Origin of the sequence: Streptomyces sp. ISL-36 (assembly GCF_018614205.1) — a bacterium.
Taxonomy (GTDB): Bacteria; Actinomycetota; Actinomycetes; order Streptomycetales; family Streptomycetaceae; genus Streptomyces.
In genome coordinates this window covers 1-15667 of sequence record NZ_JAGGOS010000097.1, presented here as the reverse complement: position 1 = coordinate 15667, position 15667 = coordinate 1, and the positions used below count along the sequence as shown (strand labels likewise).

The 15667-nt window shown below is 70.1% G+C and carries 18 protein-coding genes; 5 read left to right on the top strand and 13 right to left on the bottom strand.

Annotated elements, in window-relative coordinates:
- Positions 1 to 69 precede the first annotated feature (69 nt).
- Complete coding sequence (locus tag J7E93_RS24300; protein WP_215072064.1) at positions 70 to 822, bottom strand: MBL fold metallo-hydrolase; 753 nt, start codon at positions 820 to 822, stop codon at positions 70 to 72.
- 232 nt (positions 823 to 1054) lie between these two features.
- Between J7E93_RS24300 and J7E93_RS24295 the strand changes: the two genes are divergently transcribed.
- Entirely contained in the window at positions 1055 to 1561 is a 507-nt protein-coding gene (locus J7E93_RS24295) for a type II toxin-antitoxin system PemK/MazF family toxin (RefSeq protein WP_215072063.1), read from the top strand.
- 70 nt (positions 1562 to 1631) lie between these two features.
- On the opposite strand, the gene J7E93_RS24290 is transcribed toward J7E93_RS24295, so the two are convergent.
- From J7E93_RS24290 to J7E93_RS24280, 4 genes are all read right to left on the bottom strand, one after another.
- Complete coding sequence (locus J7E93_RS24290; RefSeq protein ID WP_215072062.1) at positions 1632 to 2582, bottom strand: PLP-dependent cysteine synthase family protein; 951 nt, start codon at positions 2580 to 2582, stop codon at positions 1632 to 1634.
- 5 nt (positions 2583 to 2587) lie between these two features.
- Complete coding sequence (locus tag J7E93_RS24285; RefSeq protein WP_215072061.1) at positions 2588 to 2866, bottom strand: MoaD/ThiS family protein; 279 nt, start codon at positions 2864 to 2866, stop codon at positions 2588 to 2590.
- Positions 2867 to 2975: 109 nt separating this feature from the next.
- A complete protein-coding gene (locus tag J7E93_RS38420) occupies positions 2976 to 3092 on the bottom strand; it encodes a putative leader peptide (RefSeq protein WP_332836496.1) in 117 nt (38 codons plus the stop codon).
- A gap of 266 nt (positions 3093 to 3358) precedes the next feature.
- Positions 3359 to 3997: an HD domain-containing protein gene (locus J7E93_RS24280; protein WP_215072060.1), complete on the bottom strand. Its 639-nt coding sequence runs from the start codon at positions 3995 to 3997 to the stop codon at positions 3359 to 3361.
- A 72-nt stretch (positions 3998 to 4069) separates the two neighbouring features.
- Between J7E93_RS24280 and J7E93_RS24275 the strand changes: the two genes are divergently transcribed.
- Entirely contained in the window at positions 4070 to 5068 is a 999-nt protein-coding gene (locus J7E93_RS24275; RefSeq protein ID WP_215072059.1) for a GlxA family transcriptional regulator, read from the top strand.
- 47 nt (positions 5069 to 5115) lie between these two features.
- On the opposite strand, the gene J7E93_RS24270 is transcribed toward J7E93_RS24275, so the two are convergent.
- From J7E93_RS24270 to clpS, 4 genes are all read right to left on the bottom strand, one after another.
- Positions 5116 to 5547, bottom strand: a complete 432-nt coding sequence (locus tag J7E93_RS24270) for a Mov34/MPN/PAD-1 family protein (RefSeq protein WP_215072058.1) — start codon at positions 5545 to 5547, stop codon at positions 5116 to 5118.
- Between the two features lie 76 nt (positions 5548 to 5623).
- On the bottom strand, positions 5624 to 7051 hold the full coding sequence (locus J7E93_RS24265) for an amino acid permease (protein ID WP_215072057.1): 1428 nt from the start codon (positions 7049 to 7051) through the stop codon (positions 5624 to 5626).
- A gap of 318 nt (positions 7052 to 7369) precedes the next feature.
- A complete protein-coding gene (locus tag J7E93_RS24260; RefSeq protein WP_215072056.1) occupies positions 7370 to 7948 on the bottom strand; it encodes a DUF2017 domain-containing protein in 579 nt (192 codons plus the stop codon).
- Entirely contained in the window at positions 7948 to 8253 is a 306-nt protein-coding gene (gene clpS / locus J7E93_RS38145; protein WP_215072055.1) for an ATP-dependent Clp protease adapter ClpS, read from the bottom strand. Before clpS ends, J7E93_RS24260 begins: the two co-directional genes overlap by 1 nt.
- A gap of 102 nt (positions 8254 to 8355) precedes the next feature.
- Here clpS and J7E93_RS24250 point away from each other — a divergent pair, with 102 nt between their 5' ends.
- The gene (locus J7E93_RS24250; RefSeq protein ID WP_215072054.1) at positions 8356 to 9684 is read left to right on the top strand and encodes a nicotinate phosphoribosyltransferase; all 1329 of its coding nucleotides are present in this window, start codon (positions 8356 to 8358) and stop codon (positions 9682 to 9684) included.
- A 135-nt stretch (positions 9685 to 9819) separates the two neighbouring features.
- Positions 9820 to 10416, top strand: a complete 597-nt coding sequence (locus tag J7E93_RS24245) for a nicotinamidase (protein ID WP_215072053.1) — start codon at positions 9820 to 9822, stop codon at positions 10414 to 10416.
- A gap of 109 nt (positions 10417 to 10525) precedes the next feature.
- Here the strand turns inward: J7E93_RS24245 and J7E93_RS24240 are convergent, their stop codons facing one another.
- Together J7E93_RS24240 and J7E93_RS24235 are read right to left on the bottom strand one after the other, a co-directional pair.
- The gene (locus tag J7E93_RS24240; RefSeq protein ID WP_215072052.1) at positions 10526 to 10834 is read right to left on the bottom strand and encodes a hypothetical protein; all 309 of its coding nucleotides are present in this window, start codon (positions 10832 to 10834) and stop codon (positions 10526 to 10528) included.
- 123 nt (positions 10835 to 10957) lie between these two features.
- Positions 10958 to 13396 carry an immune inhibitor A domain-containing protein gene (locus J7E93_RS24235; protein ID WP_215072051.1) on the bottom strand — a complete coding sequence of 813 codons (2439 nt, stop codon included), beginning with the start codon at positions 13394 to 13396 and terminating at the stop codon, positions 10958 to 10960.
- Between the two features lie 343 nt (positions 13397 to 13739).
- Here J7E93_RS24235 and J7E93_RS24230 point away from each other — a divergent pair, with 343 nt between their 5' ends.
- Positions 13740 to 14012 (top strand): hypothetical protein, encoded by a 273-nt coding sequence (locus tag J7E93_RS24230; protein ID WP_215072050.1) that lies wholly within the window; start codon positions 13740 to 13742, stop codon positions 14010 to 14012.
- Positions 14013 to 14030: 18 nt separating this feature from the next.
- Here the strand turns inward: J7E93_RS24230 and J7E93_RS24225 are convergent, their stop codons facing one another.
- The gene (locus J7E93_RS24225; RefSeq protein ID WP_215072049.1) at positions 14031 to 14780 is read right to left on the bottom strand and encodes an RDD family protein; all 750 of its coding nucleotides are present in this window, start codon (positions 14778 to 14780) and stop codon (positions 14031 to 14033) included.
- 78 nt (positions 14781 to 14858) lie between these two features.
- Positions 14859 to 15667: RDD family protein (locus tag J7E93_RS24220; RefSeq protein ID WP_215072048.1), on the bottom strand; the 809-nt coding region annotated here is incomplete at its 5' end.

Genomic DNA, 15667 nt, shown 5'->3' with positions numbered 1-15667 from the left:
CCTCACCCGCACGGCAGAAGGGCCCCGGAACCGTCCAGGTTCCGGGGCCCTTCCCGTACGTATACGTCCTCAGATCTCGTACACCGCGCCCGGACGCGCCAGCTCCGCCGGGCCGTCGTAGAGCGCCCGCGCGTCCGCCAGGTTCCGGGCGCCGTCCGTCCACGGCGGGATGTGGGTCAGCACCAGGCGGCCCACCGACGAACGGGCCGCCTCCGCGCCCGCCTCCCGGCCGTTGAGGTGCAGTGCGGGGATGTCCTCCTTGCCGTGGGTGAAGGACGCCTCGCACAGGAACAGGTCCGTACCCGCGGCGAGTTGGTGCAGCGCATCGCAGACGCCCGTGTCGCCGGAGTACGTGAGAGAACGGCCGCCGTGCTCGATCCGGATGCCGTACGCCTCCACCGGATGGCAGACCTTCTCCGTACGGACGGTGAACGGGCCGATCTGGAAGGAGCCGGACTTCAGTGTCTGGAAGTCGAAGACCTCGCTCATCGCCTTCTCCGAGGGCGTGTCCGCGTAGGCCGTGGTCAGGCGCTGTTCGGCGCCCTCGGGGGCGAAGACCGGGATCGCCGCGCAACGGCCGCCCTCGTGGCGGTAGTAGCGCGCGACGAAATAGCCGCACATGTCGATGCAGTGATCGGCGTGGAGGTGGCTGAGGAAGATGGCGTCGAGGTCGTACAGACCGATGTGGCGCTGCAGCTCGCCCAGGGCGCCGTTGCCCATGTCGAGGAGCAGCCGGAAGCCGTCGGCCTCTACGAGGTAGCTCGAACAGGCCGAATCCGCGGACGGGAACGACCCGGAGCAGCCGACGACGGTGAGCTTCATGGAGCGTGAACCTCCGTGGAAGGGCGTCCGTGGACGGTGCGGGACTGTCGCTGGGGAGTCTCGGGAAAGTCGCTGGGGGGAGGCCGTGCGATCTGTCGAGCGTAAGGCGCGGGGGGCCGCGTCGCTCCTCCGCACGGGCTCGTTGTGGGCGAACTCACGGGCTCTGTCACCGGTTCGGATGGACCTGGGGCGGGTGGGCGCGGGGTACCGGTCGCCGGTAACGTCATGGGGTATGGACACGTCCTGGTGGCCGGCCCTCCTCGCGGTCGTGGTGATCGCGCTGGTCGTCGCGCTCGCTGACGGCTGGAAGCGGTCGGGACGGCGGCCCGGTGGCCGGACGCGGCCACCCGGACGGCCCACGCCGGGACGAGCACCGGGACGAGCACCGGGACGCGTGCCGGGACGCGCGCCGGGGAAGGCACCCGGACAGCTCCCCGGGGCCGGTGAGATCTGGTGGGCGCAGGTGCCCTACGAGGACGGGCCCGGTTCCAAGGACCGCCCGTGCCTGGTGCTCGCGCTCCGGGGCGACAACGCGCTGGTCGCCAAGATCACCAGCAGGTACCACGACGAACGGTCGGGCGTGATCGCCCTGCCGCCGGGCTCCGTGGGGGACGCGCAGGGGCGGCCGAGCTTCCTGGAGACGGACGAGCTGCGTGAGGTTCCGGTGGAGGAGTTCCGCCGGAGAGTGGGAACGGCGGACCCGGTCGTCTGGGACCAGGTCCGCCATCTCGCGTCGTAGACGGGTCGAGGAAGAGCCGAAGAAGGGCCGAGAAGGGGCGGGGACGAGCCGTGGGCGAGCAGCCGGGGGGCTACGCCCAGAGCTGGCCCTGAACCGTCTCGATCGCTTCCTCCGTCGTGGCGGCCGTGTAGAGGCCGGTCGACAGGTACTTCCAGCCGCCGTCCGCGACGACGAAGGCGATGTCCGCGCTCTCGCCCGCCTTCACCGCCTTGTTGCCGACCCCGATGGCGGCGTGCAGCGCCGCGCCCGTCGAGACACCCGCGAAGATGCCCTCCTGCTGGAGGAGGTCCCGGGTGCGGGTCACCGCGTCGGCCGAGCCGACCGAGAAGCGGGTGGTCAGGACCGAGGCGTCGTACAGCTCGGGGACGAAGCCCTCGTCCAGGTTCCGCAGTCCGTACACGAGGTCGTCGTACCGCGGTTCGGCGGCGACGATCTTGACGTCCGGCTTGTGCTCGCGCAGGTAGCGGCCGACGCCCATGAGGGTGCCGGTGGTGCCGAGGCCCGCCACGAAGTGGGTGATGGAGGGCAGGTCGGCGAGGATCTCGGGGCCGGTGGTGGCGTAGTGGGCGCCCGCGTTGTCCGGGTTGCCGTACTGGTAGAGCATCACCCAGGAGGGGTTCTCGGCCGCGAGCTCCTTGGCGACCCGTACCGCCGTGTTCGACCCGCCCGCCGCCGGGGACGAGATGATCTCGGCACCCCACATGGCGAGCAGCTGACGGCGCTCCTCGCTGGTGTTCTCCGGCATCACGCAGACGATCTTGTAGCCCTTGAGCTTCGCCGCCATGGCGAGCGAGATGCCGGTGTTGCCGCTCGTGGGCTCCAGGATGGTGCAGCCGGGGGTGAGCCGGCCGTCCTTCTCCGCCTGCTCGACCATGTGGAGCGCGGGCCGGTCCTTGACGGAGCCGGTGGGGTTGCGGTCCTCCAGCTTCGCCCAGATACGGACGTCGTCCGAGGGCGAGAGCCGAGGCAGGCGGACCAGGGGCGTGTTGCCGACCGCCGCCAGCGGGGAGTCGTAACGCATCTGGATCAGACCATGCCGCCGGCGACGGCCGGCAGGATCGTGACGCTGTCGCCGTCGGTGAGCTCGGTGTCGATGCCGTTCAGGAAGCGGACGTCCTCGTCGTTCAGGTAGACGTTGACGAAGCGGCGCAGCTTGCCGCCGTCCACGATGCGGGCCTCGATCCCGGGGTGGCGCGTCTCCAGGTCGGTGAAGAGCTTGGCGAGGGTCTCCCCGCTGCCCTCGACGGCCTTCTCGCCGTCGGTGTAGGTGCGGAGGATGGTCGGGATGCGGACCTCGATGGCCATGGCGTGGGCTCCTGTCGGGAGTGACGTGGTGGGCGCGCGGCTGGGCCCCCGCGCGAGGGGGGTGGTGCTGGGAGTGCGCTCGGGCCGAGTCAGGGCCGTGGATCGGGGATCAGAGCGCAGCGCGGGACGTACACATCGCGCTGGCGAGGCGGCACAGGTCGACGTGCAGACGGGCTACGAGCAGGGGTGTGCCCGGCGTCTGTTCGCTCACGTCGTGGGAAACCATGCGGTCATCGTATCGATTCCCGGTCCGGGTTCCGGAATGTGATCTCACATGACGGACAGATCGTGCTCGACAGGCGGACGCCGCAGGTGAAGGGCGGTCGGTGTGCCGGTCCTCATGCGCGGGATGATCTCGCCCGTCGCACCCGGAGCGGTCCGGACAGGGCCGCGCCGTCCCCACCCGGAGCGGTCCGGACAGGGCCGCGCCGTCCCCAACCGGAGCGGCCCGTACGGGGCCGGCCGGGTGCGGTCTCCCACCCCGTCACGGCCTCATTCCGGCCAGGCGGAGTGCTGGATGGTCTCCACGAAGTCCCCGGGCCGGAAGCCGGGCACGAAGTGGCGCAGCACGTCCGCCTTCACATTGCCGAAGGTGGTCTCCGGCCTCGGCGCGATCCCCTCCGTGAACGCCTGAAGGATCCGGCGCTTGAAGTCGGGGCGCGGGTGCCGGGCGGTGATCGCGGCCCGGTCCTCGGGCGCGACGGCGGCCGGGTCGTCGTAGCCGATGCCCAGCACGTCGTACTCGACGCCCGCCGTCACCAGCGCCACCTCGGGTTCCATGAACTCCGGGATGCCGGGAGTGGTGTGCAGGGCGATGGCGGTCCAGACGCGGCGTACGGCGTCCTCGCCCACCCCGTACGAGCGCAGGAAGCGGGCCGCCTCCTCGGCGCCGTCGACCTCGAAGCGGCGGCCGCTGCCCCGGTGGGTCACGCCCAGGCCCAGGTCGTGGAACATCGCGCCGACATAGAGGAGTTCGGGGTCGAAGCCGAGGCCCCGGGCGCGGCCCTGGAGGGCGCCGAAGAGGTACACGCGCCGGGAGTGGTGGTAGATCAGTTCGCTCGCGGTGTCGCGGACCAGTTCGGTGGCGGCGGTGGCGAGCTCGGTGTCGGGGATCAGAGTCATCGGGTCCATGGGCCAAGGCTCCTCGGCGCGTGCCCTTCCCCGCCATGTCCTTCGGGACGCGCTTCCCACAGAATCGGACACATGACGCACACCGTGGTCGTTCTCGCCTTCGACGGCGTACGCCTGCTCGATGTCTCCGCTCCCCTGGAGGTCTTCGGCTCGGCCGGGCCCGCCTACTCGGTCCGTGTCTGCACGCCCGACGGGCAGGACGTGCGCACCTCCACCGGCCTGCGGATCGGGGCGGACCTCGCGGCCCGGGACGTCGCCGGGGCCGACACGCTGGTCGTGCCCGGAGCCGTGGACGTGGACCGGTGCGTGACCGCACCCGGGGTCGTGGAGCAGGCCGCGGCGCTCGCGAGCCGCTCGGAGCGGGTCGCCTCGGTCTGCACCGGGGCGTTCGCGGTGGCGGCCGCGGGGCTGCTGACCGGACGGCGGGCGACGACCCATTGGGAGCACGCCTCGGCGCTGGCCCGTCGCCATCCGGACGTCGAGGTGGTCCCGGACGCGATCTTCGTCGAGGACGCTCCGGTGTTCACCTCGGCGGGGGTGAGCGCCGGTATCGACCTCTGCCTCGCCCTGGTGGAGCGGGACCGGGGTCCCGCCGCCGCCCGTGAGGTCGCCCGCGATCTGGTGGTGTTCCTGCAGCGGCCGGGCGGGCAGTCGCAGTTCTCGGCCGCCTCGCGCACTCCCCCGGTCGCCCATCCGGTGGTCCGCCCGCTGCTCGACGCGGTTGCGGCGGATCCGGGGGCGGACCACAGCGCGACGGCGCTCGCGCGGCGGGCGGGCGTCAGCGCCCGGCATCTGACCCGGCTGTTCCGGGAGCAGATCGGCGCCACTCCGGCCGGCTATGTGGAGCGGGTACGGGTGGAGGCGGCCCGGCTCCTGCTGGAGGGCGGGGCGAGCGTCACGGGTGCGGCGGCGCGCAGCGGCCTGGGCAGCGACGAGAGCCTGCGCAGGGCGTTCGCCCGCCATTTCGGGGTGACGCCCTCCGCGTACCTCGCCCGCTTCCGCACGACCGGAACCGGAACCGGGAGCGGAACCGGAACCGGGAGCGGAACCGGAACCGGGGCCGGGACCTAGGCCCAGTCCCGGGCCGGGACCGGGCCGTCCGGGACGGGGGCCGGGGGTCAGGCCTCCACGTAGGCCTCGACGACCTGGACCTCTTCCTCCGTGACGACACCCTCGACGATGGTGAAGGAACGGAACTGGAAGGGGCCCGCGCCGTCGGTGTCGGCGGTGGAGACCAGGACGTAGTGGGCGGCGGGCTCGTTCGCGTACGAGATGTCCGTACGGGACGGGTAGGCCTCGGTCGCCGTGTGCGAGTGGTAGATGATCACGGGCTCTTCGTCCCGGTCGTCCATCTCGCGGTACAGCTTCAGCAGGTCGGCGGAGTCGAACTCGTAGAACGTGGGCGAGCGCGCGGCGTTCAGCATCGGGATGAACCGCTCGGGGCGGCCGGTGCCGACCGGTCCCGCGACCACGCCGCAGGCCTCGTCGGGGTGGTCCGCGCGGGAGTGCTCCACGATCTGGTCGTACAGGGCCCGGGTGATGGTCAGCATGTCCGACAGGATAGACAGACGGGCCGCCCCGTACCGAGGAGTGGTACGGGGCGGCCCGAATGGTGAGACGAGTGGGTCAGGAACGCTTGGCGAAGGCCGCACTCTCGGGGTTGCGGGACTTCAGGACCAGGTAGGAGACGCCCAGGATCAGGCCCCAGACCGGAGCGCAGTACAGGGAGACGCGGGCGCCCTCGTCGATGCCCATCATCACGATGACCATGCCGATGAAGAGCAGCGCGAACCAGCTGGTGTACGGGGCGCCCGGGGCCTTGAACGTGGACTCGGGCAGCTCGCCGCGGTTGGCCTTGGCGCGGTACCGGATCTGGCAGACGAGGATCATGATCCAGGCCCACATGCCGGAGATGGTCGCGAAGGAGACGACGTACTCGAAGGCCTTGCCCGGGGCGACGTAGTTGATCCAGACGCCGACCAGCATGAGCGCGGCGGAGAAGGTGGTGCCGACCAGCGGCGTGCCGCTCTTCGTGAGCTTGGTGAAGAACTTCGGGCCCTGGCTGTTCAGCGCGAGGTCGCGCAGCATGCGGCCGGTGGAGTACATGCCCGAGTTGCAGGACGACAGGGCGGCCGTCAGCACCACGAAGTTCACGATCGCGGCGCCGACGCTGAGGCCCATCTGCTCGAAGGCGGCGACGAACGGCGAGACGCCCGGCTTGAAGTGCGTCCACGGCACGACCGACAGGATCATGATCAGCGCGCCGACATAGAAGACGGCGATGCGCCACGGCACGGTGTTGATCGCCTTGGGCAGGGTCGTCTTCGGGTCCTTGGACTCACCGGCGGTGACGCCGACCAGTTCGACGGCGAGGAAGGCGAACATGACGATCTGCAGGGTCATCAGCGTGTTGCCGATGCCGGTGGGGAAGAAGCCGCCCTGGTCCCACAGGTGGGTCACGGAGGCGGTGTCGCCGGCGTCGGAGAACCCGATGGTGAGGATGCCGGCGCAGATCAGGATCATGCCGATGATCGCGGTGACCTTGACCATGGAGAACCAGAACTCCAGCTCACCGAAGAGCTTCACGGAGATCAGGTTGGCGCCGTAGAGGATGACGGTGAAGACCAGCGCGGAGATCCACTGCGGGATGTTCCACCAGTACGTCATATAGGTGGCCGCGGCGGTGACTTCGGTGATGCCGGTGACGACCCAGAAGAGCCAGTACGTCCAGCCGGTCACGAAACCCCAGAAGGGGCCGACGAACTCACGGGCGTACTCCGAGAAGGAGCCCGACACCGGGCGGTACATGAGCAGCTCGCCCAGGGCGCGCATGATGAAGAAGATGACCAGGCCCGCGATGGCGTAGGCCAGGATCAGGCTGGGGCCCGCCTTGGCGATGGCCTTGCCGGCGCCGAGGAAGAGGCCGGTGCCGATGGCGCCGCCGATCGCGATCATCTGGATCTGCCGGGCGCCGAGGCCACGCTGGTAGCCCTCGCCGCCGCCCACGGCCCCGTCGGTGCCGTCGTGTTCCTTGTCGACCTGCACTGAGGTCATGGTGGTGCGCCTTTCTCCATGCTGATCCGCGTCGACTGCGTCTGACTGCGGATCAGGTCCTGATCCCCCCGGATATGGATGGAGTGCTACCGGCGGTCAGCCGGCCAAAGCGCCCCCGGGAACAGGGGTGGCGTCCCCGGGCGGTCGTGAAGATTTATCACGGCTGAAACAGTGATCGGCGGAACCGACCGTGACGCACACCACAGGAAGAAGCGGACAAAGAGGACTCAACACGGCAAGGCAGAAGACTTTGGTGACCTATTCGTTATGCGGATTTGAGTGTCCGCTGAGCGAACGGGGCCCGATCGGCGTGAAGCGCTACGGCATCAGCGTCTCGACGAGCGACTCCTGGAGCGCGCCGAGCCAGAGGTACGCCATCACCATCGGCTTGCGCGGATCGGAGTCGGGCAGCCGGTACAGGTCCCCGCTCTCGTCCTCGTCCGTGACCTCGAGACGGGTCCCGATCGTCAGCCTCAGGTCGTTGAGCGCACCGAGCCAGGCGCGGGACTCGTCCGCGGTGAGCTTGAGGATCACCCCGTCCTCCCCGGTGGAGGAGAGGGCGTCCAGGGAACGGATCACCGCGAGCGCGTCCTCCCGCTTGCGGGCCCGCAGGTCGTTCTCGGTGAAGCGGCGGAAGTCGGCCGCCGCCGCCCGCAGCTCCTCGTCCTCGTCGCCGTACGCGTCGGGGAAGAGCCGCTTGAGCGCCGGGTCGCTCGGCGCCTCGCTCGGCCCCTCGGCGAAGAGGGCGGCCAGCGGGTCCTCGCCCTCGACGGGCTCGTCGCCCGGCCCGATCAGCTCCATGAGCTGGACCGCGAGGGAACGGAGGATGGCGATCTCGACCTCGTCGAGCGCGACGGCCGCGCCGCCGCCGGGCAGCGCCTCGAAGTGCCCGGCCATCAGCCGCGGTCCTGCGACAGCGTCGCCCACAGTCCGTAGCCGTGCATCGCCTGCACGTCCCGTTCCATCTCCTCACGCGTGCCGCTGGAGACCACCGCGCGGCCCTTGTGGTGCACGTCGAGCATCAGCTTGTGCGCCTTGTCCTTGGAGTAACCGAAGTACGCCTGGAAGACGTAGGTCACATAGCTCATCAGGTTGACCGGATCGTTGTGCACGAGGGTCACCCAGGGCACGTCCGGTTCGACGACCGCGAAGTTCTCCTCAGCCGATTCCGTACGTTCGATCTCGATAGGCGCGACGCTCACTCACCCCATGCTGCCACCCGTGGAGGCCCGTCGCACAAACGGGTCGCGCACTCGGGGGTAGAAATCGTCACTCTGACGAGTATTCGGGGTAGCATCTCTGACATGAACGCTGCGGACCTTGGGCTCCCGGTGGACGTGCCGTCGACCGCGCTCTTCACCGACCAGTACGAGCTGACCATGCTCCAGGCGGCCCTCAGGGCCGGCACCGCGGACCGGCGCTCCGTCTTCGAGGTCTTCACCCGCCGGCTGCCCGAGGGGCGGCGGTACGGCGTGGTGGCAGGCATCGGGCGGGTTCTGGACGCGGTCGAGAACTTCCGCTTCGACCCGGGCGTGCTCGGCTTCCTGCGCGAGCGGAACATCGTCGACGAGCCGACGCTCCGGTGGCTCGCGGGATACCGCTTCTCGGGGGACATCTGGGGCTACCCCGAGGGTGAGGTGTACTTCCCCGGCTCCCCGATCCTTCGGGTCGAGGGCTCCTTCGCCGAGTGCGTGCTCCTGGAGACCGTGGTCCTGTCGATCCTCAACCACGACTCGGCCATCGCGGCGGCCGCCTCCCGGATGTCGGCCGCGGCCGGCGGCCGGCGGCTGATCGAGATGGGCGCCCGGCGCACCCACGAACTGGCGGCCGTCGCCTCCGCGCGGGCCGCGTACGTTGGCGGCTTCGACTCCACATCGGACCTCGCCTCCGGCTTCCGCTACGGCATCCCGACCGTCGGCACCTCGGCGCACGCGTTCACCCTGCTCCACGACACCGAACGGGACGCGTTCCGGGCCCAGATCGACTCGCTGGGCAGCGGTACGACGCTGCTCGTCGACACCTACGACGTGACCGAGGCCGTCCGTACCGCCGTCGAGGTGGCCGGCAAGGACCTCGGGGCGGTCCGCATCGACTCCGGGGACCTGCTCCTCGTGGCGCACCGTGTGCGGCAGCAGCTCGACGAGCTGGGCGCCGTGGACACCAAGATCGTGGTCACCTCGGACCTGGACGAGTACGCCATCGCCTCCCTGGCGGCGGCGCCGGTCGACGCGTACGGAGTGGGCACGCAGCTGGTCACCGGCAGCGGCCACCCGACCTGCTCGATGGTCTACAAGCTGGTCGCCCGCGCCCAGTCGGCCGACCCCAGGGCGCCGCTGACCGCGGTGGCCAAGAAGTCGCTCGGCGGGAAGGCGTCGGTCGGCGGCCGCAAGTGGGCGGCCCGGCGGACCGACAAGGACGGCGTGGCCGAGGCGGAGGTCGTGGGCACGGGACCGGTCCCGCCGGACCTCGCCGACCAGCAGCTCCTGGTCGAGCTGGTCAAGGGCGGCGACGTGGTGGCCCGGGAGCCTCTGGAGGCGGCGCGGGCCCGGCACATCGCGGCGCGGGCCGGCCTGCCGATGTCGGCGATCCAGCTGTCGCGCGGTGAGCCGGTGCTGCCGACGGAGTATGTCTGACGGAGTACGTGTAAGGAGTACGCGTAACGCCTTGAAACGCCCCCTCCCGAAGGGAGGGGGAAGTCTCTAGGCTCGATGTCGTCTCCGAGCGACCGCACCCGCCGCCCCGCTCTCCCCCACCGAAGGACACCCGCCATGCACCGCGCATTGATCGTCGTCGACGTTCAGAACGACTTCTGCGAGGGCGGCAGCCTCGCGGTGACGGGGGGCGCGGACGTCGCCGCCGCCATCACCGACCTGGTCGGCGAGGCGGCGGGGGCCGCGTACCAGCACGTCGTGGCCACCCGCGACCACCACATCGACCCGGGCGCGCACTTCGCGCCGCAGGGCCAGGAGCCGGACTACGTCACCTCCTGGCCGGTGCACTGCGTCGCCGGCACGGAGGGCGTCGGCTTCCACCCGAACTTCGCGCCCGCGGTCGCCTGCGGGGCGATCGAGGCCGTCTTCGACAAGGGCGCGTACGAAGCGGCGTACAGCGGCTTCGAGGGGCGGGACGAGAACGGTATGACGCTGGCGGAGTGGCTGCGGGAGCGGGACGTGAGCGAGGTCGACGTGGTCGGCATCGCCACGGACCACTGCGTCCGTGCGACGGCGCTGGACGCGGCGCGGGAGGGGTTCAGGACCCAGGTCCTGCTGGATCTGACGGCGGGGGTCGCGAAGGAGACGACGGAGCGGGCCCTGGAGGAGCTGCGGGGTGCCGGGGTGGAGCTCACGGGCAAGCCCGTGGTCTAGCCCTGGTCCCGGCCCGTGGGCCGGCCCGCCGGTCCCGTCCGTGGCCCGGCGTTGGCGTCCGGCCCTGGGTGCCCGGTGGCCCGGCCCTGGGCCCGTCTCCAGTCGCGCTCTAGGCGGCGGGGCGGGGCAGGGCGCGGACCGGGTGCCAGAGCTCCTGGTCCATGACCGGGGTGGATCTCCACAGGAGGCCGTCCGGGTGGTGGAGGACCGCGGTGATCTCGTCGGGGGTGGGGGGTTCCGCGTTGCCCCTGAGGTAGACCGCCCGCAGGCCCAGGTTCCGCAGGCGGGTCAGGGCGCGGGCCCGGTTCGCGGCGTGGACCAGGAAGCGGACCGTGGCGCCGTCGCCCGCCGGGCTCGGCAGCCCTATCGCGACGACCACACTGCCACCTGGCAACTTGCAGAAACCTCCACCGGGCATGCCGGAACCACTCCCCCTGTGAGCTCGCTGTCAATAAGAACTGGTCAGACGCACCTAAACACGATCGGCCGCCGCCCGCTAGAGGGCGACGGCCGATCATGCTTTGACCTGCGACGATGTTAATTACTTCGTCGAGGGACCCACCTGGACGGTGATCGTCTGGCCGTTCTTCGGCTCCTTGACGACCGTGATCTTGGTGTTGGTGTCAGTTACCTGGACACCGGCACGCTCGGTCTCCTTGAACCAGTACGTGCCCTTGCGGTCGTCGAAGACCGGGTTGCCGGCCTGCGGCTTGATCCACGTCGGGACGTCGGCGTTGTGCAGCGTGAAGCCGTCGGTCCGGTAGGTGCCGAAGGGCGCGTCGTGGGACTGGACACGGTTGCGCATCAGCGTCCCGTTCGACCACTTCAGCGGCGTCGGGTGCGCGTCGACCGGCAGGACCAGGCCCTGGCCCGGGTGGACGGCCGTGTTGTTGTCCTTCTGCGAGGTGTCCCACAGCCAGACGAGCAGACCGTTCTGGTACGGGTAGTGCTCGACCCAGCTGGCCTTCTCACCCGTGAAACCGAAGTTGTACGGGCCGACCTTGAGGGTCGCGTCGTACGAGACGTACTGACGGTTCTCCGCGAGGTAGTACTGCTCGTACTCCTTCGTGAAGCCCTTGCCGATCCGCGAGAAGCCCTTCGCCGTCCAGCCGTTGTCACCGTTCTCGACGTTGTCCGAGAAGACGGTGGCACCGTCGGCGGTCAGCGTGATGGCGTCGGCCGCGAAGCCCTTGCCGCCCGCGCCGCCGTCCGTCTGGTAGCGGAAGCGGAGGTCGAACTTCTTGCCCGCGTAGGCGTCCAGCGGGAAGACGAGCGGCTTGTACGCGCCGGAGACGTCGGTCAGCGCCGGGGCGCCGCTCGCGTCGCGCGGCAGCGGCTTGCCGTCGACCGTGCCGTCCAGGGCGGTCCAGTTGGCGCCGCCGTCCGTCGACACCTCGGTGTAGAGGTAGTCGTAGTCCAGCTCGATGTCGTACCAGCCCTTGAGCTCCAGGGTGGCCTTCGACTTGCCCGTGAGGTCGACGGAGCGGGTCAGGGTGTTCTTGAGGTCGTCACCCATGTCGCTCCACCACTGCGTGGCACCCTCGGCGGGCGCGACGACATCGGTGGTGACCTGCTTCTTCGGCAGCTCGACGACGAGCGCCTGCGGGTTCTTGGTGTTGTACTCGGCCACGCCCAGCTTGTGGGTGGACTTCGTACCGCGCTGCTCGTCGCTCACCTTGGTGTAGTTGAGCCAGCCGAGCTGCAGCTTGTCCCAGGCGTTCATGTCGCCGGGCAGGTCGCCGATGGACTCCTTGCCCCGGCCGAGCCAGGAACCGGAGGACATCAGGGACCAGAAGCCGGTCGAGTTCTCGGCGCCGGGCTTGCCGGAGGTGTCGTACAGGTCGGGCAGACCGAGGTCGTGGCCGTACTCGTGGGCGAAGACGCCGAGGCCGCCGTTCTCCGGCTGCATCGTGTAGTCGCCGACCCAGATGCCCGAGTTGCCGATCTGCGTACCGCCGGACTTGTTGTTCGCCGGGCCGGTCTTGCCGGCGTCGGTGCCGTACGCGTACCAGCGGTGGGCCCACAGGGCGTCGCCGCCCTGGTCGCCGCCGCCCGCCGACTCGTCCTCGCCCGCGTGGACGATCTGGAAGTGGTCGATGTAGCCGTCGGCCTCGTTGAAGTTGCCGTCGGCGTCGAAGTCGTAGCGGTCCCACTGGTCGTACTGCGCCAGGTCGGCCTTGATCTGGGCGTCGGTACGGCCCTTGGCCTTCTGGTCCGCGGTCCACGCCGTGACACCGTCGCGGACGGCGTCCCAGACGTTGGCGCAGTTGGTGCCGCCGCAGTAGTTCGAGCCGTAACGGGCCTCGTTGTACTCGACCTTGACCCAGTCGGAGACGCCACCCTCGACCGAGTAACGGCCGGAGGAGGTCTTCTCGTAGTAGGTCTTCAGCGACTGCTTGGGCTGTCCCTTGGCGTCCTTGCCGGTGCCGAAGTACAGGTCCTGGAAGTGCTGCCGGTTGTAGTCCTTCTGCCAGGCCGTGGAGTTGTCCTTCGCACGGTCCGGCTCTGTTATCCGGTTGTGCAGCGGGCCGGGCGTGCCGCCGAACTTCGGCTTGAGCTCGTCCGTGTCGTCGTCGGCACGGTTCACCAGCGTGGTGGTGTCCACCTTGTCGCCGAACTCGACGAGGATGGTGAAGATCTTGTCGGTCTTCTCCCGGCCCAGCTCGACGTACTTCTTGCTGTCGAGCTTGACGACCTGGGAACCCCCGCGGCGCTCGACCTTGCTCTCGCCGCTCAGCACCTGCTCCAGGGCAGCCTTGCGCTGCTGCTCCTGCTGCTTGCTGTACGGACCATCGAGGTCGTGGTCGACCGCCGTCTTGTCGACACCGGCACCCGGGGCCGGGTCGTGGCGGACGTCGGCCGGAGTCACGGTCCCGTGGTTGTCGGCCCATGCGGTGGTGAAGGTCGAGGCGGTGGCGGCGGTGGCCGCGAGCGCCACGACGACTGCGGACGCTCTGATCGCCCGTCGTCTGTTGGTCACTTGAAGTTGTCCTCCCCGGCGCCCGCGCCCACGGACCGAAGGTGGGGTGTCCGCTCGACGCGGGTCGCGCGTCACAAGTGACGACATTGGATCGGAGTTGACGATAAAAAGACAGATCTTGACTTGAACAAGCCAACTGCACTATGCGGTAGCGCGGTTCCGATAGTCGAACGGTCAACCGGCGCATCGCCTGGGTACGTCGGGGGATCCGTGACTCCATGCGCCCCCCGTGCATCGGCACGGTGGGTTAGGTCACGCTTACTTCCGGTTCCGCTCGGGCATGCACCGTCGTAGAGTCGCTCGGGAGTGCGACCCGCCGATGCTTCGAGGGACGGTACCCGTCATGCCGCGTCCGAACGCCGCACAGCTCGCCTATGGTTCGGCCACCGTCGTCTTCTCGACCGCCGCCCTGCTCCTGCTGTCCCGTACGACGACGACGCTGGGGATCGCCACGATCAGCGTCGCCGGACTGCTCCTCGGTCTGCTCGTGACGGTGACGATGCCGGTACGGGACAGGCAGGTCAAGACCCCGGTCGTGCCGCTTCCGGAACAGAAGAGGATCCGGGTACCCGCGACGCGCGTGGGCGCGGGGGCCGATACCCGGATCCGTTCGTGACCGCTCGGCTCTCGGGGGCTACCGCGGCACGGACACCACCACGGTCTTGGCGGCCTTGTCATGCAGACCCTGCTTGTAGGGCTTGTCGACCAGGATCAGGATCAGCAGGATCAGCGGCCACAGGCAGGCGCAGCAGATCAGCGCGGGCAGCCACAGCACGACGGCGCGGATGAGCGAGGCGTTCATCGGCGGTGTGGAACCGTCGTTGAGCATCGCGACCCGCAGTTTCATCACCTTCTTGCCGACCGTCTGGCCGTTCTTCGCCGTCATGACGGTGTCGTAGGCGATGTACGCGACGATGGTGATGAGCTGGAAGACCAGCTGACTCCCGCCGTTGAAGCTGTTGACGGTGTCCCCGAAGTCGTTGTCACCTTCGCTCGCCCGTGTGTAGATGTCGAACGGGATGCCGATGAGCGCCAGCGGTACGGCGATGATCAGCCAGTCGATGATCCTCGCGAGGATGCGCCGGCCGGACTCGGCGAGCGGGGGCATCCCGGCCAGCGGATCGGTGCCGCCGTAGCCGCCGCCGTAACCCCCGTACGGCGGAGGGGGAGGCGCGCTGTCGTACGGCGAGCCGTACGGGCTCCCGGGGGACGGACCTCCGGGGGGCGGGCCTCCCGGCGGCGGACCTCCCGGAGGTCCGCCGGGCGGCGGGCCCCCGGGAGGCGGGGTGCCGTACGGGGACCCGGCCGACGACGGCGGCGGTTCCTGGGGCTTCTTGAACGGATCGTCCTCGGGCGGCTGGCCGGGCGGCGGGTCGTTGCTCATGGGGGCAGTGCACCCCGCGGGGCAGCACCCCGCAACGATTCGCCGCCCGTTCGGGGGACCGCCGGACGTGGCCTGCCGCTACCCGGCGACGAAGGTGTGCGCCGCCTTGTCGTGCCAGCACTGCCGCCAGGGACGGTCGAAGAGGCACCAGAGCACATTGAGGATGCCGAGGACGAGCAGCCCGAGGACGCTGTAGACGAGCCAGCGGCGCAGGGCCGCGCCGAAGGCCGGCGGTTCGTGCGCCTCGATGTCCCGCACCTCAAGGCCGCACAGCTTCTTGCCGAGCGTCCGGCCCCACTTGGCCGTGGGCAGCGCCTCGTACAGCACGCCGAGGACGAGGAGGGCGGCGAGCGCGATGCCGAAGTAGAGGGAGGTTGTGCCGTCGAGGAGCCAGACCTGGACGGTGAGGCCGGACTGCTTGGCCGCCTCGATCTTGCCGTCGATGTGGTCGAGCGCCTTGGTGACGAAGGGGAAGGAGACGGCCCCGGTGATCGCGCCGAGCACGAGGGTGTCGACGAGCCGGGCGAGAAGCCGCTTGCCGAGCCCGGCGGGGCGGGCCGCGGCCTGCGCGCGGGCGGCCTGGAGGAAGGGGTCCTCGACGGGCGGCTTCCAGGGAAGAACCGGCTGCTCGGGTTCGGCGGTGGGAGCGGGCTGCCGGCCCTGGGCGAGCTGATGCACCTGCTGGGGCCACGAGTGCGCGCCACCCCCGGGGCCGGTGGTGACGGGCGCGGGCTGCTGGGGCTGGGCCTGTGCCTGGGCTTGGGCTTGGGCTTGAACCTGTGCCTGCGCCTGCGCCTGGGCTTGAACGTGCGCCTGCGCCTGCGCTTGTGCCTGGGCGGGGACGCGGGGCTGGGGGGTGGCCCGCAGGCCCTGGGGGCCCTGCGGCG